This is a genomic window from Corallococcus llansteffanensis, assembly GCF_003612055.1.
In the GTDB taxonomy this organism is placed as follows: Bacteria; Myxococcota; Myxococcia; order Myxococcales; family Myxococcaceae; genus Corallococcus; species Corallococcus llansteffanensis.
Map to the genome: position 1 here is coordinate 1 of NZ_RAWB01000105.1, position 21,052 is coordinate 21,052.

17 protein-coding genes are annotated in these 21,052 nt (G+C 70.2%); 7 read left to right on the forward strand and 10 right to left on the reverse strand.

The annotated features are described in order from the left end of the window. Window positions 1–77 precede the first annotated feature (77 nt). From D7V93_RS12545 to D7V93_RS12560, 4 genes are all read right to left on the reverse strand, one after another. Window positions 78–3,062, reverse strand: coding sequence for a carboxypeptidase-like regulatory domain-containing protein (locus D7V93_RS12545; protein WP_120643626.1), 2,985 nt, complete (start codon window positions 3,060–3,062; stop codon window positions 78–80). Between the two features lie 111 nt (window positions 3,063–3,173). Beyond that, complete coding sequence (locus D7V93_RS12550) at window positions 3,174–4,466, reverse strand: Stp1/IreP family PP2C-type Ser/Thr phosphatase (RefSeq protein WP_120612812.1); 1,293 nt, start codon at window positions 4,464–4,466, stop codon at window positions 3,174–3,176. A gap of 55 nt (window positions 4,467–4,521) precedes the next feature. Beyond that, window positions 4,522–5,034: an FHA domain-containing protein gene (locus tag D7V93_RS12555; RefSeq protein WP_120643627.1), complete on the reverse strand. Its 513-nt coding sequence runs from the start codon at window positions 5,032–5,034 to the stop codon at window positions 4,522–4,524. 75 nt (window positions 5,035–5,109) lie between these two features. Beyond that, window positions 5,110–5,715, reverse strand: coding sequence for a hypothetical protein (locus D7V93_RS12560; protein WP_120643628.1), 606 nt, complete (start codon window positions 5,713–5,715; stop codon window positions 5,110–5,112). A gap of 140 nt (window positions 5,716–5,855) precedes the next feature. Between D7V93_RS12560 and D7V93_RS12565 the strand changes: the two genes are divergently transcribed. After that, window positions 5,856–6,053, forward strand: coding sequence for a hypothetical protein (locus D7V93_RS12565; RefSeq protein ID WP_120612456.1), 198 nt, complete (start codon window positions 5,856–5,858; stop codon window positions 6,051–6,053). A gap of 19 nt (window positions 6,054–6,072) precedes the next feature. On the opposite strand, the gene D7V93_RS12570 is transcribed toward D7V93_RS12565, so the two are convergent. Next, window positions 6,073–6,690, reverse strand: coding sequence for a DUF2716 domain-containing protein (locus D7V93_RS12570; protein WP_158623723.1), 618 nt, complete (start codon window positions 6,688–6,690; stop codon window positions 6,073–6,075). Window positions 6,691–6,868: 178 nt separating this feature from the next. On the opposite strand from D7V93_RS12570, the gene D7V93_RS12575 reads away from it, so the two are divergent. Then, the gene (locus tag D7V93_RS12575; RefSeq protein WP_120643630.1) at window positions 6,869–7,285 is read left to right on the forward strand and encodes an EamA family transporter; all 417 of its coding nucleotides are present in this window, start codon (window positions 6,869–6,871) and stop codon (window positions 7,283–7,285) included. A gap of 4 nt (window positions 7,286–7,289) precedes the next feature. Here the strand turns inward: D7V93_RS12575 and D7V93_RS12580 are convergent, their stop codons facing one another. Beyond that, entirely contained in the window at window positions 7,290–8,957 is a 1,668-nt protein-coding gene (locus D7V93_RS12580) for an RluA family pseudouridine synthase (protein ID WP_120643631.1), read from the reverse strand. A gap of 75 nt (window positions 8,958–9,032) precedes the next feature. Between D7V93_RS12580 and D7V93_RS12585 the strand changes: the two genes are divergently transcribed. From D7V93_RS12585 to D7V93_RS12600, 4 genes are all read left to right on the forward strand, one after another. Next, complete coding sequence (locus tag D7V93_RS12585) at window positions 9,033–9,857, forward strand: helix-turn-helix domain-containing protein (RefSeq protein WP_120643632.1); 825 nt, start codon at window positions 9,033–9,035, stop codon at window positions 9,855–9,857. A gap of 78 nt (window positions 9,858–9,935) precedes the next feature. Then, on the forward strand, window positions 9,936–10,694 hold the full coding sequence (locus tag D7V93_RS12590; RefSeq protein ID WP_120643633.1) for a dienelactone hydrolase family protein: 759 nt from the start codon (window positions 9,936–9,938) through the stop codon (window positions 10,692–10,694). A 129-nt stretch (window positions 10,695–10,823) separates the two neighbouring features. Continuing rightward, window positions 10,824–12,194 (forward strand): FAD-binding oxidoreductase, encoded by a 1,371-nt coding sequence (locus D7V93_RS12595; RefSeq protein WP_120643634.1) that lies wholly within the window; start codon window positions 10,824–10,826, stop codon window positions 12,192–12,194. Between the two features lie 105 nt (window positions 12,195–12,299). Then, complete coding sequence (locus D7V93_RS12600) at window positions 12,300–12,701, forward strand: VOC family protein (protein WP_120643635.1); 402 nt, start codon at window positions 12,300–12,302, stop codon at window positions 12,699–12,701. Between the two features lie 12 nt (window positions 12,702–12,713). On the opposite strand, the gene D7V93_RS12605 is transcribed toward D7V93_RS12600, so the two are convergent. From D7V93_RS12605 to D7V93_RS12615, 3 genes are read right to left on the reverse strand one after another with little or no spacing between them, the layout of a single operon-like run. Next, a complete protein-coding gene (locus tag D7V93_RS12605) occupies window positions 12,714–13,172 on the reverse strand; it encodes a GNAT family N-acetyltransferase (protein ID WP_120643636.1) in 459 nt (152 codons plus the stop codon). A 16-nt stretch (window positions 13,173–13,188) separates the two neighbouring features. Beyond that, a complete protein-coding gene (locus D7V93_RS12610) occupies window positions 13,189–13,560 on the reverse strand; it encodes a hypothetical protein (RefSeq protein ID WP_120643637.1) in 372 nt (123 codons plus the stop codon). A gap of 2 nt (window positions 13,561–13,562) precedes the next feature. Beyond that, the gene (locus tag D7V93_RS12615) at window positions 13,563–14,282 is read right to left on the reverse strand and encodes a hypothetical protein (protein ID WP_120643638.1); all 720 of its coding nucleotides are present in this window, start codon (window positions 14,280–14,282) and stop codon (window positions 13,563–13,565) included. A gap of 127 nt (window positions 14,283–14,409) precedes the next feature. Here D7V93_RS12615 and D7V93_RS45835 point away from each other — a divergent pair, with 127 nt between their 5' ends. Then, window positions 14,410–16,383, forward strand: a complete 1,974-nt coding sequence (locus D7V93_RS45835) for a serine/threonine-protein kinase (RefSeq protein WP_120643639.1) — start codon at window positions 14,410–14,412, stop codon at window positions 16,381–16,383. A gap of 8 nt (window positions 16,384–16,391) precedes the next feature. Here D7V93_RS45835 and D7V93_RS12625 read toward each other — a convergent pair whose 3' ends face one another. Beyond that, entirely contained in the window at window positions 16,392–20,870 is a 4,479-nt protein-coding gene (locus tag D7V93_RS12625; protein ID WP_147451153.1) for an Ig-like domain-containing protein, read from the reverse strand. Window positions 20,871–21,052: the final 182 nt, after the last annotated feature.

Consider the following 21,052-nt stretch of genomic DNA (forward strand, 5'->3'; position numbering starts at 1 on the left):
CGATGACCCGGCGGCCCTTCAATGCCGATGCGTCCATGCGGCTTCATTACGCGCCAGGGGGCCCGGTCGCAATACGACTACCGCAGGGACACCTCGCCCTGGGAGGGCACGTCCACCGTGCGCACCAGCGGGCCCGCCCCCGGCATCTCCATGTGGAAGAAGCCCCACACGAGCGTGTACCGGCCCGGCGCCAGGCCCTGCACCACCACCCGCTCCGACATCGGCTGGTAGACGAGCTGCGCGTAGCGCGAGCGCAGCAGCTCCACGGGCGGGTTGCCCACCTGGCCCACCTCGCCCGGGACGATCCACAGCGCCTTGCCCCGCTCCGGCTGGAGCAGCACCGTGAGCGAGCCCGTGCCCGGCACCGGCCCCAGGTCCAGCGTCATGTCCGCGCCCGCCACCTGCACCACCACCGCCGGCTCTCCCGAGCCCCCGCGCCCGCCGGCCAGCATGAAGCGGTAGCTGCCCGGCGACAGGTCCGCGCTGTAGCGGCCGTCCGCTCCGGTGATGAGCGACACGGACTCGCTGCGGTCCGCGTTGAGCCCGTCCACCTGCGAGCCCGCCGCGGGCCGCCCGTCCGCCAGGAACACCCGGCCCGTCAGGTGCGTCGCGGGCTTGAGCGTGAGCTGCACCGGCGCCGTGTTCCCGCGCTGCACCTCCTGCGTGCCACTCACCTTGCCCTTGCGCGCGGACACCGTGAAGCGCGGCACGTAGGGCGGACTCACGAGCGTGAAGTTGCCGTCCGGCCCCGACAGCACCGACCCGTCACACACGTCGCACGTCACCACCGCGTCCGCCACCGCGCCGCCCGACGCGTCCCGCACCTGGCCGGACACCGACGGCGCCTTCGCCAGCACCACGTCGCCCATGTCCTGCGTCTTCGCCGGGCGGTCCACCACCTGGGGCTCGTAGCCCGGCGCCTCCACCGCGACGATGAGCCGCTCGCCCGCCGTGGACAGCGGCAGCTCGAAGCGCCCGTCCGCGCTGTTCACGTCGTGCTCGTCCACCCGGAAGCGGCGCACCGGCTGGCCGCTGTCGTCCATCACCCGGCCCCGGAACGTCGAGCGCCGCCGCATCTTCACCTGCACCGGCGGCCCGCCCGGCTTGCCCTGCACGCGCTCCAGCGGCTCGTAGCCCGCGTGGTGCGCCTCCAACGTGTACGCGCGGTCCGGCCGCAGCGCGCGGAACTCGAAGTGCCCGCCCGAGTCCGTCTGCACCGGCTCCGCCATGCGCGGCAGCACGTTCAGGTTCGCGCCCACCACCGGCTGGCCGTCCTCGTCCACCACGTCGCCCGTCAGCTGCGCGCCCGGCTCCAACTCCACCGTCACCTGCTGCGTGGCGCCGTCCTGCACGGTCACGGCCTTGGGCCCCGACTGGAGGTACTCCGGATGCGACGCCACCAGCGTGTACGTGCCCGGCGGCAGCCCGCGCATGGGCACCACGCCGTCCGGGCCCGAGGGGCGGTCGCTGCGGAAGATGTTCTCCGGCTCCGCCCACATCACCACGTCCGCGCCCTCCACCCGCCGGCCTCCGCTGGACACCGTCACGTCCGCGCCCGCCTTCGCCTCCAGCGACAACGTCACGTCCGTCGCGGGCGCCGTCGCCTGCACGCTGCCGCCGCCCCACTCGGAGTGGTGCGCGTGCAGCGTGTAGAGCCCCGGCATGGGCACCTGCGCCACGAAGCGGCCATCTTCTCCCGCGTTCGTCACCTCTCCCGTGGGCTGCACCAGGATGGACACGTTCGAGGCGGGCCGGCCGTACTCGTCGATGACCTGCCCGGTGATGAGCGTGGCCCGCGCCAGCTCCAGCTCCAGCGCCGTCTCACCCTGCGCCACGCGCGCGGGGAGCTGCGCCGCGGTGAAGCCCTCCGCCTGGCCCTCCAGCACGTACTCGCCCGGAGCCAGCGGCCCCAACTCCGCGAGCGCCCCGGTGGGCACCGCGTCGCGGCGGATGAGGTCGCCCGCCACCGTGCGCAGGAGCAGCTGCGGGTTCGGCACCGGCTGGCCGTCCTCGTCCACCACCGTGACGAGCAGCCGGCCCGCCGCCTCCAGCTCCAGCGTCACCTGCGTCACCCGCTGCGACAGCGTGAGCGTCTGGGGCGCGGAGCCGAAGCCCGGCGCCTCCGCCGTCACCACCACCTCGTCCGGGTACAGGCCGTTGAAGCGCACCGGCGCGCCCTGCCCGTCCGTGTGCTCCTCGCGCGACAGGTGGTCGCCCCTCAGCCGCACCGTCGCCACCGCGGGAGCGCCGTCCCGCGTGACGCGCACCTCCAGCGTGCGCGACGGCGTCAGCTTCAGGCGCAGCGGCTGCGAGTTGGCCTCCACCTGCTGCGCCACCGCGGGCTGGAAGCCCTCCGCGTCCGCGAGCACGTAGAAGGGGCCCTCACCCAGGCCCGTCAGGGAGAACGCGCCTCCCGCGCCCGCCACCACCTCGAAGGGCAGCGGCACCTTGCGCGACACCGCCCGCACGCGCGCCCCGGGCCTCGGCTGACCGGAGTCGTCCACCACCGTGCCGACGATGCTCCGCAACGGGGGCAGGTACAGCTCCACCGCCTCACCAGGCGCGGCCCGCTCCTTGAGCGCCACGCCCAGCCCCGCCGCGCGCGCCCAGACCGAGAAGGACACGCCCGCCAGGTGCTCGAAGCGGAACTTCCCCTGCGCGTCCGTGCGCACCGTGGCGCGCGGCGTGAGGAAGCCCTGCTGCTGCTCGAAGAAGGACCGCGTGTGCAGCGCCGTCTCATGCGCGGTGCAGGCCAGGAGCGCCAGGCCGCACTCGTCGCACCGCACGTCCGCCAGCGTCCGCTCCGCCGTGGCCGCGAGCGACACCTCCGCGTCCGCCACCGGCTTGCCGCCTGAGTCCAGCACGCGCCCGGTGAGCGTCAGCCCCTCCTGCGCGCCCGACGACACCGTCACCGCGTTGAAGGCCGGCAGCCCCTGGCGCATGGAGCTGGCCGAGACGGGCGACACGGGGCGCGCGGCGGGAGTCCCCCACCGGGGTCCCCACACGATGGCGGCGGTGAGCGCCAGCGCGGCAGCCACCCCGATGAAAAGCCATTTGCGCATGCGTACGCGGCCGGAACCTACCCCGCGGCCGGCCCCCCCAACGGCGGTTTGCCCCGGGAAATTCCGGAGCGTCCTGTCCAGGACGTCCCGGGGCCCGGAAGCGTTCCTGCGTCAGTCCTCGGCGAAGGGCTGGATGGCCTGCGCCACGGCCAGCTCCTGCCGGGCTTCGCTCAGCTCGGAGTTGGTGGCGCGCAACCGGTCGCTCAGCACCTGCACGAAGCTCCAGAGCATCTTCACCGCGAGGATGGCCTCGCGCTTCATCAGGCCCATCAGGTCCGAGCGGGCGATCACCATCGTCCGGGTGGGCTCCGTCGCGCGCACCGTCGCCGACCGGGGCGCGTTGTCGATGAGGCCCATCTCCCCGAAGTGCCCCCCCGAGCGCAGCTCCGCGATCTCCACGCCGTTCTTCTCGATGGCCACCCGGCCCCGGATGACGACGAAGAGCTCCTCGCCCGGCTGCCCCTCCACGACGATCTCCCGACCCGCCGGGTAGGTTCGCGTGGTGGCGATGGACAGCACCGCCGTCTGTTCCTTGTACGTGAGGTGGCGGAAGAGCGGGATCTTCCGCAGCGCCTCCATGCGCGACTGGGCCTCGCTCGTCTCCTCGCTGGCCAGCGCCGCGCTGTCGCCGGCGATCTTCACCACCACCGCGGTGATGTTGTCCTTGCCGCCGCGCTCGTTGGCGATCTCCACCAGCTTGCGCGGCAGGTCGCCCGGCTGCAGCCCCGCCACCAGGGGCAGGATCTCCTCGTCCTCGATGTAGCCGTGCAGGCCGTCCGAACAGAGGAGGAACACGTCGCCGGGCATCAGGTCCACGATGAGCGTGTCGACCTGGACCGACTCCTGGATGCCCACCGCGCGGGTGATCACGTTGCGGTACTGCGACGTGGCCGCCTGCTCCTTGGTGATGGTGCCGGCCTTCAGCTGCGCGGCGACGAGGGTGTGGTCCTCGGTGAGCCGGTGGCACTGGCTGTGGCGCACCAGGTACACGCGGCTGTCGCCCACGTGCCCGATGACGCCCTTGTTGCCGCCCACCGCCAGGCACACGAACGTCGTGCCCATGCCGCGCTTGGCCGCGTCCGTCATCGCCGCGCGGTAGATGTCCGCGCACGCGCGCTGCACGGCCACCTCCACGAGCGCCGCCGCCGCCGAGCGGCTGTCCGCCGTGGGGTTGTTGGCCAGGTCCTTCAGCAGGTGACGGTTGGCCGCGATGTGCTGCTTGACGACCTCCGTGGCCCGCGCGCTGGCGACCTCACCCGCGGCGTGTCCGCCCATGCCATCGGCGACCATGAACAGGCCGAGCGACGCGTCCACCATCATCGCGTCTTCGTTGTGCTGCCGTTTCCGGCCTACATCGGTCAGCCCGAAGGCTTCTGTGGTCAAGGCCACCGCGAACGCTCCCATCCATGCCTAGGGTGACTCCGCACGTTACGCAGGCCCCCGAAGACGTGGCAAGGCTTCAGGATTGCAGTCGCACCGACAGCAGGCGCGCGAAACCGCCTGCCGTGTAGAAGGTGACCTCCACCTGGCCGAAGCGCACCCGCATCCCGTCCTCCAGCGGCGCCGGTTTTCGCGCCAGCAGCCGCCCGCCCGCCACGTACGAGCCGTTCTTCGAGCCCGCATCCGTCAGCAGGAAACCCGCTTCTCCAGCGTCCCGCGAAAACCACGCGTGAAACCGGGACACACTGCCGTCATCCAGCACGACGTCGTTGTTGCCGGTGCGCCCGACGGTGATGCCCCGGCCGAAGGCGTTGCCCTGGGACTTGAGCAGGGGGAAGACGACGGGTTCGTCCTGCCCGAGCGTCGGAGGCCCGGCGTTCGTCACGGTGCGCAGCGGGTAGTCATCCCGCTCAGCCGGGGTGACGGTGCCCAGCGCGGGCATGAACAGGAGGATGCCGGGGGGGAGGCCCCGCTCGAACTCTTCGCGGTTGCGCAGGTAGCGCGTGACGTGGGCACTGAGCAGCTCGGCCATGACAGGGGGCGCGGTGCACGGGCGCGCCCACACTGGGTGGCCGTTCCGCTCTCGCTCCTGGAGTGTACCGTGCCTTTACCGCCAATCCGCGAAAAATCCGAGGTTCGGGCCACCCACGAAGTCACGTGCGAAGCTGCGGTTCTTGAGGCCGAAGGGCTCCGAGTAGCCCAGGGCGAGGCCCAGGCCCAGGTCGCGCAGCTGGTAGCCAATCTGGAAGCGGCCCTGGACGACGCCGGCGGTGCGCCGGTCGGGAGGCTGGGTGCCGAAGTGTGCGCCGTAGAAGGTGGGGCCGCTCGTCACCTGGAAGCCCCAGTGCACGAGCCCGGGCAGGTGGTTGCGGTAGCCGAACCCCACCTGGGCGGTGTGCTCGTAGTAGGAGGACACCGGCAGGTAGTAGCCCTGCACGGCGGTGGCGGGCAGCGACGCCGCCCACCCCACCCCACCTTCCAGGATGAACACCCAGGCGTCCTTGCGCTCCTGGAAGAAGGTGAGCTCCCACTGCAGGCGCAGGTTCGGGATGACGGCGCCGTTGTTGAACTGCGACCCCAGGAAGACGCTCCGCGGGAGCCACGCGGGTGTGGGGGACACGTGGTACAGGTCGTCGGGCTTGCGTGACTGCGCGTGCGCGGTGGAGATCAGGGCAAGCGAAATCACCAACAGGGCGCGGACGTTGCGGAGCATGGGACTCTTTCCTCCATGCCAGCGCGGACTTGTCAACGAAGTGTTCCGTTGGCTATGACACGCAGCGCCCTCCGGACGGTGGAGGCGTCGGCCCCCGCCGGCGCTCGTCTCGGAAGAGGACATCAGGAGTGGGACACCGCATGCCAGTCGTCACGGTCCGGGCCAGCAGCAAATCAGGTCCGGCGCAGCTCGACACCCTGGTTCGCAAGGTCACCCAGAAGACGTCCGGTCTGCTGGAGGAGAATGACCGGGTGCTGGTCGTCTACGGCGAGGGGCACGCCAGCCTCTACTACGAGGGTGCGCCCCCCGCGCGCGCCGTCACGCCGCGCCCCGCCTGAAGTCGCGTGAGTCCCCGCATCAGACGTCGGAGCTCAGCCTGCGGGCCCGACGGAAGAGCGCTGGCGGGTTCCGGTCCACGGCGGCGATGAGGTGCGCTCCCAGCAGCTCGTACGTCTCCGACTCGATGAGCCCCCGGCCCGGTGCCTCCAGGCCGCCGAAGTTGCCCACGCGGTAGCGCGCCGCGAAGACGAAGTGGAAGTCCGGTGGCGCGAAGACATGCTCCGGGTCCCCCGCCGGGTGGATGGCCATGGGCCAGCGCGGTGCGAAGGACGGGGGGTGGATGCCCCGCTCCACCAGATCCATCTGCTCGCGCGTGTAGAGGCCGGTCATCTCCTGCAGCGACGCGCCCTGTTCGAAGAGGACGTGCGGGTGCAGGCGGTAGCAGGCGTGATGCGGATCCAACGCGTAGAGCCAGCCGCCCCACGGCGTGAGCTCGCGGAAGACGGCGAGCATCCGCTCCGCCAGGTCGCGGTAGAGCTCCAGCCGGGCGTCGTGCTCCAGGCGGAAGAAGTCCCCTTCGATGACGAAGCGCACGCCGCCCTTCGCGGCCGAGGGCCACGGATGGTCCAACGCGCGGCGTCCGGCTTCGCCCGCGAGCGGCATCCAGGCTTCGGGTTCAGGCTTCAGGTCGAGCACGGCCCCCCCTCTCCACGAAGTCCAGGTATTGCGCGCCTTTCTGGCCTCACGCAAGCATGCGGCACGTTGGGGAGGGGTCCGTGAGAGGCACCCGACGCCCAGCGTGCCCATGACAAGACATTGCACGCGAGTGCCTGGCGAGGCAGACAGGAAGGGAAGGCCCGACAGGAGTCGTTCGATGACATGGTGGATGTATGCCCTGCTGTCCGCCGTGTTCGCGGCGCTGACCGCGGTGCTGGCGAAGGTGGGGGTGGAGGGGGTGCCATCCACGCTCGCCACCGCGCTGCGCACCGTGGTGGTGCTCGTCTTCGCCTGGAGCATCGCGCTGGCGCGTGGCGAACAGCAGGCCCTGCCCTCGCTCAGCCGCAAGACGCTGCTGTTCCTCGCGCTGTCCGGGGTGGCGACGGGCCTGTCGTGGCTCGCCTACTTCCGGGCGCTGCAGCTGGGCCCGGCCTCGCGCGTGGCGCCCATCGACAAGCTGAGCCTGGCGCTCACCGTGACGTTCGCGGTGCTCATCCTCAAGGAGCCGATGTCGTGGCGACTGGGATTGGGCGTGGTCCTCATCATCGCGGGGACGCTGCTGACCCTCAAATGACTGCTCAACTCCAGAATGGCGCGGGCGCGTTGAAGGCCAGATGCTCGCCCGTGTGGGGATGCGTGAAGGCCAGCGCCTCCGCGTGGAGCATGAGCCGCGTGTCCTCCCCGCCGAAGCGCGCGTCCCCGACGATGGGAGCCCCCAATCCCAGACGGTGAGCGGCGTGGATGCGCAGCTGGTGCGGATGCCGGGTCACCGGCACCAGCTCCACCCGGGTCCGGCCTTCGTCGTGACGTAAAGCCTTCCACGCTGTCACGGCCCGCTTGCCGTGAACGCGGTCGACACAGTCCTCGAGCGGGGCGCTGGAGGTCCCACGCAGGGGCAGGTCGATGACGCCCACGTCCCCCTCCACGCGCCCTTCGACCCAGGCGACGTGCCGGTGTTCGGCTTCGCGCCGCGCGAACTGACGCAGGAGCGCGGCCTGGGTCGCGGTGTCCCGTGCGATGAGCAGGAGCCCGGAGGACTCGGGCTCCAGCTCCTGGATGAAGAGGGGGCCGGACAGGGCCGGGAAGCGCGGCAGGAGTCGGACGAGCACCGAGTCGCGCCCGGGAGCATGGCGCCCGGGCAGCGAAGCCAGTCCCACGGGCTTGTCGACCACGAGGAGCCACGGGTCCTCATGCAGGAGCCGCGGGTCGTCGATGACGGAAGCCAACCGGGGCGCGGGGTCCACCGCCAGGCCTTGCAGCATGTACGGCAGCACCGTGCCGCATTTGCTCTCACAGGCCGGATAGTACGCCCCGGACTGGCGGCGGCCGTCGAGCGGCGGCGCGCCCCACCAGAACTCCGCGAGCGCCAGGGGCTCCAGGTGATGGCGGTAGGCCTGCGCCAGCAGCTTGGGCGCCGCGCAGTCCCCTGCCCCTCCCGGCGGCGGGCGCGGCGCGAACAGCGCGGCCAATGGCTGGCTTTCTCCTCGCGCGTTGGGAATCACATAGCTGTGGGCCACCTGCCACCACAGGGCCCGGGAGCGTTCGGCGCGCAGGTGTTCGACTTCGGCGCGACGGGCTTCGAGCTCCCGCAGCGCGGCCCGCGGCGGTTCACACGCGGCCTCATGGGCGGCCTCCAGCGCCCTGCGCTCCGCGGTGTCGGCGCGGCTCTCCTGCTCCAGGGCCTGGAGCCGGGCACCGTCGAGACGGGCTTCGAGCGGTCCACGTTCCTCGTGGCGGACCGCGCGGTTCGCCGCATGCCGGGCCTTGAGTCCGGCGAGGGCGCGCTCATGCTCAGTGGCCAGCGCCGCGAGCCGCAGTCGCACCGGTCCCTGCGCCGCTTCCAGCTCCGCATGCCGCTGGCCCCAGGCCGCCAGCTCCGCCTCGCCCGCCGGTAGGAACGCAGCGCGCGCGACGGGGTCGAACAACGGGGGCGCGAAGCCCTCCACGGTCCAGGCGCCGTCCAGCATCCCGGAGAACGCGCACAGGTACCCGAGCCGTCCTCCCGGTTCCGCGACGACCAGCACGCCGAACATCTTGCCGCCGCCGGGCTGCCACAGCGCGTCCCACCGCCCTTGCGTCAACCGCTGCTGGAGGGCCTCCGCGGCCTTCCGCGCCAGGGGGGCCGGCGGCCCCGGATGGAACGGGCTCGCCAGGCGTGCGGGCACGTCTTCACGACGCGGGGCTTCGTCGAAGAACGTCACGGCCAGGGAGGGATGCGCCACACTCACGTCCTTGAACCGTGCCATGCGGACCCGCGAGGCGACGAGTGTTTTCACGGCCCCGGAGCATGCGCTGCCCCGGATGGTAGAACCGGGGATCCCGTGCTCTTCCTCAAGCGACCTCCCGCCGCGCCACTGAGGCCCCTGGTGATGGGGTACTGGTTCATCGAGGACTTGAAGGGCGCCCATGCGGGAAAGCCCATCGACACCACACCGTCTCCGGCGGCGGTGCTGACCCTCAACTTCGGCCGTCCCTGCGGGAGTGAGTTCGCGGCGGGGGCACCGCGAGCCTCGCTGCTGGGGGTGCAGAGCCGGCCGCGTTCGTGGAGCTCCGGCGAGGGCTGCTCCTTCGTCATGGTCATGCTGAAGCCGGCCGGGCTCGCGCGCCTCTTCCCCGCGACCGGGCTGGCCGCGAGCGATGACCTGCTGGAGCTGGGTGCCGTGCTGGGAGATGGCCGGGCCCGCGAGCTCGCGGACGACCTCGCGGCGGCCTGGGAACCCCAGCGTGTGGCCGCGCGCCTGGATGCATGGCTGCTCGGACGGCTGGCCGCGACGAAGCCCGCGGAGGAGGCCGAACGGTTCGCGCATGCCTGGGACATCCTCCGGCGGACCTCGCGCGTGGATGCGGCGGCGCGGGCCGTGGCGGTGTCCACGCGCCAGTTGGAGCGCTGGTTCCGGGAGCACGTCGGACATTCACCCCGGCGGTTGCTCGCGCTCGACCGGATCCATTCGAGCCTGCTCGCGGCGCAGACGGGCCAGGGCGATGCGTTCGAGGGCTTCAGCGACCAGGCCCATCGGGTCCGGATGTGGCGGCGCTACCTGGGGCGTACCCCCGGGCGGTTCTCCAGGACGCCCCGCTCCATGCTCGCCGACTACTTCAATCCCGCCCGGGAAGATGTCCCCCAGGGGCTCGCGCACTTCTTCTGAGATGTCGCATTCGTTCAAGACGGCGGAGCCGAAGGCGTGCAGCGTGCGGACTCCTCACTTCGGAAAGGAGCCCCCCGGATGGCGTCTTCCTCCTCCACGCGGGTCCACGCGGAATACGTCGACTACGCGGACGGCGAGACCGTCTGTCAGGGCTACGCCGCCCATGACACCGCCCACGAAGCCAGACGGCCCTGTGTCCTGATTGCCCATGCCTGGGATGGGCAGAACACAATCATGCGCTCCATGGCGGAAGGCTACGCGGAGCAGGGCTACGTCGGCTTCGCGCTGGATGTGTATGGGAAAGGCGTGCGCGGCGAGGTGATGGGAGACAACTCACACCTCATGGGCCCGTTCCTCGAAGACCGGGCCCTCCTGCGTCGCCGCATGCTCGCGGGCCTGGAGGCGGCGAGACGCCATCCCCGGGTGGACTCCACGCGCATCGCGGTGCTCGGCTACTGCTTCGGGGGCCTCTGCGCCCTGGATCTCGCGCGCAGCGCTCCCGAAGGGCTGAAGGGCGCCGTGAGCATCCATGGCGTGCTCCAGCCCCCGCGCCTCGGGCCACAGCCTCCCATCACCGCGAGCGTCCTCCTGCTGCACGGCTGGGAGGACCCAGTCGCGCGGCCCGACGCCGTGCTGGCCATCGCCCGGGAGCTGACCGACGCGGGCGCCGACTGGCAGCTCCAGGCCTACGGCCATGCGATGCACGCCTTCACCTTCGAGGGCGCGACCCCCCCCCAGGCGGGCATCCTCTACAACGCCCTCGCCGCCCGACGCGCGGCCGCCGCGCTGGGAACCTTCCTGGCGCAGATCCTGGGCGACACGACGCCGGGCCCGTGACGCCCTTCGCGCCCCGAAAGCACGGGAGCGGAGGTCGCGGACTTGGGGCAAGCTGGGCGTGAGGCGCGGAGACAAGGATGACCTCCGCCCTGCCCGGCGTTCATTGCCCGGGGAGTTGGGAGGCCTATCGTGACAGTCGACGTGGTGCGGGCGCTTTCGGAGGTGTTGCCGGCGGAGTCGCTCGTCACCGACCTGGACGTGCTCGAAGCGCATCGGCACGACCAGGCGGAGTGGGCTCCTTCGGGCATGCCGCGCGTGCTCGTGCGACCCGCTTCCACGGTGGAGGTCCAGGCCATGCTCCGCGTGGCCTCGGCGCTCCGGGTGCCGGTGGTGGCGCGGGGCGCGGGCTCCGGCCTGTCGGGAGGCGCGAACGCCACCGAGGGCTGCATCCTCGTCTCCCTGCTGCGGATGAACCGCGTGCTGGAGGTGGACCGGCGCGGCATGCTGGCCGTCGTCCAGCCCGGCGCGCTCAACGCCGCGGTGAAGGCCGCCGCGGCCGAGCAGGGGCTCTGGTACGCACCAGATCCCGCGAGCTGGGAGTTCTCCACCATCGGCGGCAACCTGGCGACCAACGCGGGCGGACTGTGCTGCGTGAAGTACGGCGTGACGGGGGACGCGGTGCTGGGCCTGGAGGTGGTGCTCGCGGACGGCTCCGTCGTGCGCACCGGCGGACGCACCGTGAAGAACGTGGCGGGCTACGACCTCACGCGACTCTTCGTCGGCTCCGAGGGAACGCTGGGCCTCATCACCGAGGCCACCCTGCGGCTGCGTCCCCGGCCTCCCCGGGCGACGACGCTCCTGGCCACGTTTCCCACGCTCGTGGGCGCGGGCACCGCCGTCTCCGACATCATGGCGACGACGCGTCCGTCCCTGCTGGAGCTGATGGACCGCACCACCGTGCGCGCCGTCGAAGCCTGGAAGCCCATGGGCCTGGACGTCGAGGCCGCGGCCGTGCTGCTGGCGCGCTCCGACGCGGGAGGCGCGCAAGGCGAGGAGGAGCTCGGGCTGATGGCGGCGGCCTGCGAGCGGGCCGGAGCGACCTTCGTGATGAACACCGCCGACGAGGCCGAGGGCGAGCTGCTCATGCAAGCGCGGCGGCTGGCCTTTCCCGCGCTGGAGCAGCAGGGGGCGACGCTGCTGGACGACGTGGGCGTGCCCATCTCCCGCATCCCGGAGCTGCTCGCGGCGGTGGAGCGCATCGCGGAGCAGCGCGGGGTCCTCATTGGAACCTTCGGGCACGCGGGCGACGGGAACATGCACCCCACCGTCGTCTTCGACCGGAAGGACCCGGAGGTGATGGCGCGGGCGAAGGAAGCGTTCGACGACATCCTGCGCGCGGCGTTGGACCTGGGAGGAACCATCACCGGCGAGCACGGCGTGGGTTCACTCAAGCGCGCGTTCCTGGGTGCCCAGCTCGGGGCGGAGACCCTGCGCCTCCATCACACCGTCAAGGCCGCGCTCGACCCGGGGGGCATCCTCAATCCGGGCAAGCTGCTTTGAGGCCAGGCACGGGAAAATAAATGCCGTGTCGATCTCCCGAAACCCCGTTCGTCGTAGGAATGAAGGCGACATTCCACCCTGCCCCATTCCGAAGGAGACCGCACCATGGCCACCAAGATCTTCGTCAACCTCCCCGTCCAGTCGCTCGACCGCACGGTCGGGTTCTTCACGAAGCTGGGCTACACGTTCAACCCCCAGTTCACCGACGCCAACGCCACCTGCATGATCATCTCCGAGCACATCTACGCGATGCTGCTGGTGAAGGACTTCTTCAAGACCTTCACGAAGAAGGAGATCGCGGACGCGACGAAGGTGACCGAGGTGCTCATCGCCCTCACCATGGACAGCCGGGCCGAGGTCGACGCGATGATGGACAAGGCCCTGAAGGCGGGCGCCCACGAGTACAAGGAGAAGATGGATCAGGGCTTCATGTACCAGCGGAGCTTCCAGGACCTGGACGGTCACCAGTGGGAGCTCTTCTGGATGGACCCCGCCGCCATCAAGTAGGGGCCGCGCGACTCAGAGCGGGCGCTTCATGCCTTCGTGGCTCGCCTCGAAGCCCAGCCGCGCATAGAAGCGGTGGGCATCGAGGCGGCGCTTGTCGGTGGTGAGCTGCATCAGCCCGCAGCCGCGAGCCCGGGCGCGCTCCATCGCGTCCTGCATCAGCAACTCCCCGATGCGCTGGCCCCGCAGGTCCGAGCGCACACGGACCGCCTCCACCAGCGCACGCCGCATCCCGCCCCGGCTCAGGCCCGGGATGTACGTGAGCTGGAGGGTGGCGATGACTTCCCCTTCGCGCACGCCCACGACGAGCTCGTTGTTCGGGTCGGCGGCGATCTCCTCGAACGCGGCGCGCACGCCGGGAACGGGCTCCTCGAGGTAGCCCGTGCGGGAGCGGGCGATGGCGTCGGCGGCGAGCAGCGCGAGGATGACGGGCAGGTCGGCGGCGGTGGCGAGGCGGAAGGTGACGGAGGCCATGGCCGTGAAGCCTGCCTCAACGCGTCTTCTTCTGGTACGCCTTCACCAGCACGTTCATGCGCCGCCCGCTCGGGTCCTCCTTGCGCGGGTCGGCGATGACGAGCACCCACTTGCCCGACACCACCGTGGAGCCGACGGCGTTGCCGATGAGCCCCCAGCCGGTCTCTTCCGCCTGTTTGGCCTTCTCCGCGCTGTCGAAGATGCACACCGTGGCATCCAGGCCGCTCACCTTGCCGGCCTTGCACTTGCCCCCGGGCAGCTTCTCGCCGACGTCGGTGAAACCGGAGGGCGACTCACCCGCCGCCTTCCACGCGTCCAGCACGTCGTCCGCATCGCTGGAGCAGCCCGCCATCAGCAGCGCCACCAGCGGGAATCCCTTGCGCAGCATGCTCAGTCCCGTCCCTTGAACTTCTTGTTCTTGTGCCCCTTGTGCTTGCCGTTGTCGTGGTGGTCGTGGTGGTGGTCGTGGTCGTCATCCTCCCGGATGATGATGACCTCCCGGGAGGGCGGAGGCGGCCTGCTGCCGACCCTCACGTCCACGTCCACGCCCACGTTCACCTGGACGATGGGGCCGTGGTACTGCGGCGGCGGCGCGAACGTCACCGCCGGGCGCGGCGCGTTCCAGCCGCGATAGACCGTGTTCACCCGCACCAGCTTCGGGTTCTCCCGCCGGTACTCCTCGGGGTACTCGCCCGCGTAGTAGTGGACGTCCTCCTTGTCCACGAATTCCTGGCGCGGCGGCGGCTCGTAGGCGTGGTAGTGCGGCCCGTCGTGGTAGCAGTACTCCACCACGTCCACGTCCACGTCGATGTTGACGATCACGTTGAGCACCACCGGATGGTGCCCGTAGTAGGAGTGCCGGGGGCCCTCATAGCCGAAGGGCGTCGGGTCGCCGATGAAGACGTAGGTGTTGTCGCGCGTGCGGTAGAGCGTGTCGGCGTACAGCGGCGCGGCGGAGTGCACGTGCGTCGTCTCGAGGTGGCACAGGCCATCCCCGGGCTGCCCGGAGCGAGGGTGCATCCCCGCGTACTTCCACTGCTTTGCCTCGGCCGCGCTGGCGGCGACGAGCAGCAGCAGCGCGGACAGACCGGCCAGATTCCTGCGTGACATGGGGGTTCTCCCTCGGGGGCGGGACGCGATATCCGATACCTGACCCCGCCCGCCCCGGATCGATCACACCCTTTTTCGCGGCCCGTACTCACGGTGTCCGTGGAGCCGCTCCAGGAGCAACCCGGGCGTGCTGGCGTGGGCGGCCATCCGCGGCTCCGCGGTGGTGGCCACCGTGCTCGCCTATGGCATGGGGGCCGAGCTGCTGGACCCGGACCTGGAGGGGCTCTGGGCCTGCCCCCTCGTCGTGTCCTTGATGCACTTCTGGTACGACGGCTTCATCTGGTCCGTGACGCGCAAGCACGTCCGAGGGCCGCCTCCTCCATCCGCCCCGAGCACGAGGGCTTGTTATCGTGCGCACCCCATGAACGAGCCCACGTCCGTCACCGATCCCCGCATCGGCTCGGTGTTGCAGGAGCGCTACCGCATCATCGAGCGGCTCGCGGCGGGAGGCATGGGCGTCGTCTACCGGGGCGAGCGACTGGAGGTGGGCAAGTCGGTCGCCATCAAGTTCCTGCACGCGTGGGCGGCCCGGGACGACGACTTCCGGAAGCGGTTCCAGGTGGAGGCGCGCGCGATGAGCCGCCTCACCCATCCGTGCTGCGTGTCAGTCATCGACTTCGGCGTGGATCAGGAGTCGCCGTACATGGTGATGGACTTCGTCACCGGGGACACGCTGCGGGGGCTGCTGCGCGACGGGCCGCTGCCGCCACCCCGGGCCCTGAGCGCCGTGCGGCAGGTTCTCGCGGGCCTGGCCCACGCGCATGACCAGGGCATCATCCACCGGGACATCAAGCCCGAGAACATCATCGTCACCCATGCCGTCGGACTCGGGGAGCAGGTGCGCATCCTCGACTTCGGGCTCGCCAAGCTGCGCGACGAGGTGACGGGCATCACATCGGGGATGATGCTCGGGACCCCGTCCTACATGGCCCCGGAGCAGATCCACGGCGAGCCGGTGGGCCCGCCCACGGACCTGTACGCCACCGGCGTGCTGCTCTACGAATTGCTCACCGGGAAGAAGCCCTTCAACGCCACCAGCAACGCGGAGCTGCTGCGCATGCAGCGCGAGGTGACGCCGCCCCGGTTGCGCGACGCCGCCCCTGACGCGGGCTTCTCCGCGGAGCTTGAAGCGACGCTGGCGAAGGCGATGGAGAAGGCCCCGGGGGATCGCTTCCAGTCCGCCACGGAGTTCCTGGCCGCGCTCGAAGGGGCGTGGTCGGGTCCGGCGGTGTTCCCCGTGGCGCCCGTCGCGTCCGTGACGCCGCGCCCCTCCTCGCCCACGCCTTCACGCCCCAGCGAGGAGGTGCTGGCGACCCGCAACGCCCGGGCGCAGCCCCGAGTGACCCCGGTGGGGACTCCGGCCGAAGTCCGGGCTCCGGAGCCCCTGCCGGTGGCTCCCACGGAGCTCGTGGCCAGGAAGGAGCCCCAGGTCGCATCCGAGGCCACGGTCCGGTCTGGCTCCATCACGCCCTCCCCCGCGCGGAACCGCTCGCGTCGGCTGTTGGGTGGCGCGGCGGTGTTCACCCTGGCCGCGGCAGGCCTTGGCGCGTGGGCTCTGGCATCAAGGTCCACGGGCGTGGCGCCTGTGTCCTCGGAGCGCCCGTCCGCCGCGGCTCCGAACGGTGAGGAGGCACGGGCGGAGGCTCCCACGGGCACCACGGCCTGGGAGCCTGTCGTGGAGCAGCTCCCGGGCATCGACGAGGTCCATCGGTTGATCAAGGCGCAGCGACGGGACGCGGCCCTGGCGGCGTTGAAGAAGCTGGCCGCGAAGCACCCGACGAGCGCCTACGTCCGCTACCTGGAGGGGAACGTCGACTTCGACAACCTCCGCTGGGTGGACGGCGTGGCGGCCTACCGGGCGGCGCTGCGCAATGACGCCGCGTACCGCAACGCGCCCGTCGTCATCCAGAACGCCATCCGCTGCCTCGTCAGTGACCGGTTCCACGGCACCTGCCAGGACTTCCTCCGCAAGGACCTGGGCGAGGCCGCGGTGCCCTCGCTGGAGGACGCGGCCCGCGAGCACCCCATGGCCAGCGTCCGGACCCGGGCCGCGGCGCTGCTCCGCCAGCGCGGCCCGGAGTCCAGGACAGGCTCCCGCTGAAGCTGTCGTCAGCCCCGTCGCCGCCGGGCCGCCATCAGTCCCAGGCCCACGAGGCCCACCAGCATCCCGAACGGCAGGCTCCCTCCCGAGGAGGAGCAGCTCACGCCGCCGCCCAGGGTCCGGGTGTCGGAGCCGAGGGAGAGGCGCCAGGAGCGGGTCTCCGGCGAAGCATCCACGTTGCCCGCCCGGTCCCTGGAGCGCACCTGGAGCGAGTGGGCGCCTTCGAGCACGTCGAAGGAGATCTCGGGTTCGCACGCCGCGAACTCCACGTTGTCCAGGCTGCATTCGAAGGTCGCGCCATCCTCGGATGAGGAGAACTGGAACGTGGTCTTCGTCGTACGGACACGGCCATCGGGCCCCGCCACGATGCCGGTTTCGGGGGCCCGCGTGTCCACGGTGACGGCGAACTCCCCGGTGGTCTCACTCTCGTTCCCGGCGGGATCCATCGCGCGGATCAGCAGGGAGTTCTCGCCCTCCGGCAACGCCAGCTCGGGGGTGAGGCTCCAGCGCCCGGCCGGGTTCACGAGCGCCACGCCCATCACGGGTCCACTCCGCAGGGCGACAACCACGTTGCTGCCGGGCTCGCCACTGCCCTCCAGGACCGGGGTGGTCACCGCGAGGACTGCCCCGGGCGCCGGACTCGTCATCACCGGCACGGGAGGCGCAATCGTATCCACCACCCACGAAAAGGTAGCGGGACTGCCATCCGGGTTCTGCACCTCATCCACAGCCCGGATCCTCAAGGTGTAGGCCGCATCCGCCAGACCGGACAACTCGAAGGGACTGGTGCACGCCGTGAAGGGCTCGGCCCCCAGGCTGCACTCGAAGTGGCCACCAGACTCGGGCAGCTCGAAGCCAAACGTGAACCGGGCCACGGACTTCGGTTCGAAGGCCGCGGGGTGCTGATCCAGGACCGTGTTGGGGCTCAGGGTGTCCAAGGTCCAGGTGCACTCGGCGGGTTCGGGATCCGGAACGTTGAACTGATTGAGCGCTCTGACTCTGAACGAATGCAGCTTGTCTCCGGCGACGGTCGGCTTGGAGGGCGAGGTACAGTCCTCGAAGGTGCTCTGGTTCAGACTGCACTGGAAGGTGATGGTCGGGTCGTTGCCCTTGTTCGACGTGAACGCGAAGGAGTTGTCGCGCGTGTTGAGCTTGGCCCTCGCCGGATCGCAATACATCTCGGTGTCCGGGATGTCCTTGTTGACCGTCCAGATCCAGACCTCCGGGGTCGCGTCCACGTTCCCCGCCGGGTCCCGAGCCTTCACGGAGAGGGTGTACGTCCCCGTGGTCAGGTCCGTCAGGAGATGGTTGATGGGGCAGACGCTGTAGCCCTGCCCATTGAGGTCGCAGAGGAACGTCACGTTCAGCTCATTCGAGCCGAAGGTGAACTTCGCGTCGGAGCTGTTGGTCGTTCCCCCACTGGCCGTGGTCGGCTTGGAATCAATGCGCGTCTCCGGCGCGGTGGCGTCCACCGTCCAGACGAAGACCGCGGGGGTGGAGTCCACGTTGCCTGCCTCGTCTCGGGCACGCACCGAGAACGTATAGGCCCCGTCAGCGAGTGCCGTGCTGTCGTAGGGCGACTGACACACCGAGAGGGCAGGCTCCGGAGACCCGTTCTTATGGAGGCGGCAGTCGAACTCCACGCCCGCCTCCGCGGAGGTGAACGTGAAGGTCGCGACGGGCTCCCGGGTCAGGGGATCCGGGGTGTTGACCAGCTCTGTATCCGGAACAATCGAATCCACGGTGAAGTTGCGCGTGTCGGACACCGCGCTCGGGTTCCCGGCGATATCCACTGCCACGACGAACACGGTATGGGCTCCCTGAGACAGCGCGCTCGAAGGGGTGAAGGTCCAGTCCCCGGCCGCACTGGCCTTGACGGTTCCCATCGAGTTGCCATCCACGGTGACCTGCACATCGACCGGCCCCTCGGGCTGGACCTCGGCCTTTCCAGTGAGGGTGGGCGTTGTCCTGGTGACGTAGCTGCCCTCCGCCGGGGACGTCACGGTCGGCTGCGCGGGGGCGACCGCGTCCACGGTCCATGAGTAGCTTTCCGGCGTCTCATCCACGTTGCCTGCGCTGTCACGTGCGCGAACGATCAGCGTGTGCAATTTGCTCGCAAGCACAGGCGTGATGTAGGGGGTGCCGCAGGTGACGAACGTCGGGTTGCCAGGCGAAGGACTGTCGAGGCTGCACTCGTAGGTCGCGTCCGTCTTGTTGGACGCGAAATTGAACGTGCCTGTCTGCAGATTCGTCCGCGGCGGCGGCTTCAAGGTGATCAGCGTGGACAGCGCGGACTGATCCACGGTCCACGTCGAGGTCACGGGTGAAAGATCCAGATTGCCTGCGCGGTCTCGGGCCCGGATGCGCATGGTGTGCAGTCCTTCACTGAGACCGGTCACGACTTTCGGGCTGGTGCAGGTGGCGTACTCCGCGCCGTCGAGGCTGCACTCGAAGGTTGCTGTCGTAGCGTCGGGCGGGGGCGAGCTGAACGTGAATGTGGCGGTGTCCGACCGCTCTGCGGGCCGCGGCCCGGACTCAAGCTTCGTCTCAGGGGGCGTGACATCCACCGTGAAGGAGAGGTCCGCGGAAGGAAGACTCACGTTCAGGGCCTTGTCCGTCGCCGTGGCCGTCACGGTGTACGTGATTCCATCCATGAGCTGGGACGCGACGGTCAGGCTCCAACTCCCGCCCGCGCTCGCTACCGCCGTCCCCAGCAAGGTGCCTGACGACGGCGACGTCTGGGTGATCGTCACCGTGCTTCCCGCCTCGGCCGTTCCGGAAATCGTGGGCTTCTGCGTGGGCACAGAGGTGCCGGCCTCTGGCGCCGTCACCACGGGCGCATCGGGCTTCTTCGAGTCCACCTCCCAGCGATGAATCGCGGGCGTTGGATCGAGGTTGCCCGCCGCATCCTTCGCACGCACGCGGAGGACATGCGGCCCCTCCCCCAGGCCGGGGTAGGACTTCGAAGCACCGCAGGTCTCGAACAGGAGCGGGCTGTCATCGAGCAGGCACTCGAACGTCACGCCACCTTCCGTGGACGTGAACGTGAAGTTCGCCGTCGTCTGATTTGAGGGTGACGTCGGCGTCGTGGCGATGGTGGTGTCAGGGAGCGTGACATCCACCTTGAAGGAGTGGGGTACGGAATCAGGACTCACGTTCAGGGCCTTGTCCGTCGCCGTGGCCTTCACGGTGTACGTGGTTCCATCCATGAGCGCGGGCGTGACGGCCAGGCTCCAACTCCCGCCCGCGCTCGCTACCGCCGTCCCCAGCAAGGTGCCTGACGACGGCGACGTCTGGGTAATCGTCACCGTGCTTCCCGCCTCGGCCGTTCCGGAAATCGTGGGCAGTTGGGTCGCAACAGAGGTGCCGGCCTGCGGTGCTGTCACCAGGGGCGCATCCGGCTTTTTCGAGTCCACTTCCCAGCGATGAATCGCGGGCGTTGGATCGAGGTTGCCCGCCAAATCCTTCGCACGCACGAGGAGGATATGCGGCCCCTCCCCCAGGGTGTCGTAGGACATTGAAGCGCTGCAGGCCTCGAACTGGAGCGCCTTGTAATCGAGCAGGCACTCGAACGTCACGTCACCTTCCGTGGACGTGAACGTGAAGTCCGCAGTGGTCTGATTCACGAGTGCCGCCGGCCCCGTGGCGATGGTCGTCTCCGGCGCGGTGTCATCCAAGGTGAACAGCCGCAGGTCAGACTCAGTGCTTCTGAGAGCGGCATCGGTGGAGCGCACCTTGAGGCGGTACGCCCCCTCCGCCAGCACCGGGGAAGAAGGCAGTGGGAAGGTCCATTTTTCCCCCACATCGCTGGTGACCTCAGCGATCTCTGTCTCCACGGTCGGCGTGGCCAGGTTGGTGAGCAGCAGTTTCACTTTGGTGCCGGCTTCAGCGGTGCCTCGAAAGATCAGCGATGCCCTGTTCACGCTCGGAGTCGCCTTGGGGTCGCTGATGGTGGGCTTCACGGGATCATGCGTATCCACGGTGAAGACGATGGTCGTGGAGGAGGAAGTCGTAGGCCCATCCGTCGTCCTGGCCTGGACCCAGTTCACCCCGTCCTCGAGTGGCAACACATCAGGAACCGGCACCGTCGTGGAGTCGAAATCCCATTTCCCGGCGACGTCGGCAGTCACGTCCCTCAGAAACACGTCCTTGACGTAGAGGCTCACCACGGCCCCGCCTTTCGCGGTCCCTTCGAACTTGGGGAGCGCGGTGATCACGAACGTCCCAGCCACGGGCTTGGTCACCACCGGCACGATGACCGGATCCCCAGCCGCAGGGGCAGCATCCTCGGACTCCAATGCAGCAGCGCGCCCCTGCTCCGCGTCGTCCGCGGCCTGCGTTCCGGACAGGGCGCCTTGAACCACCTGTTGCTGCCCTTGCCCTCCCGGCTCGCCGCCCTTCGCAACGCTCCCATCGGGCTCGGCGCCAGCCCCTCCCGCTTCGGTGAACGGCGAGCATCCAGACAGCGTGCCGGCCTGGAAGAACACGCGCCCGCCTCCACCGCCGCCACCCGCTCCCGCCTGGAACACCTCCGAGTTCCCACCCGCGCCACCACTCGCGTCGATCGCGCTGCACCGCGCTGCGCCCGTGAACCGCGCGACGATGGTGCCACCGGCTCCGCCACCTCCGCCGGAGGCACCGCTGCCAGGGGTCGCCGCGGTGCCTGTCG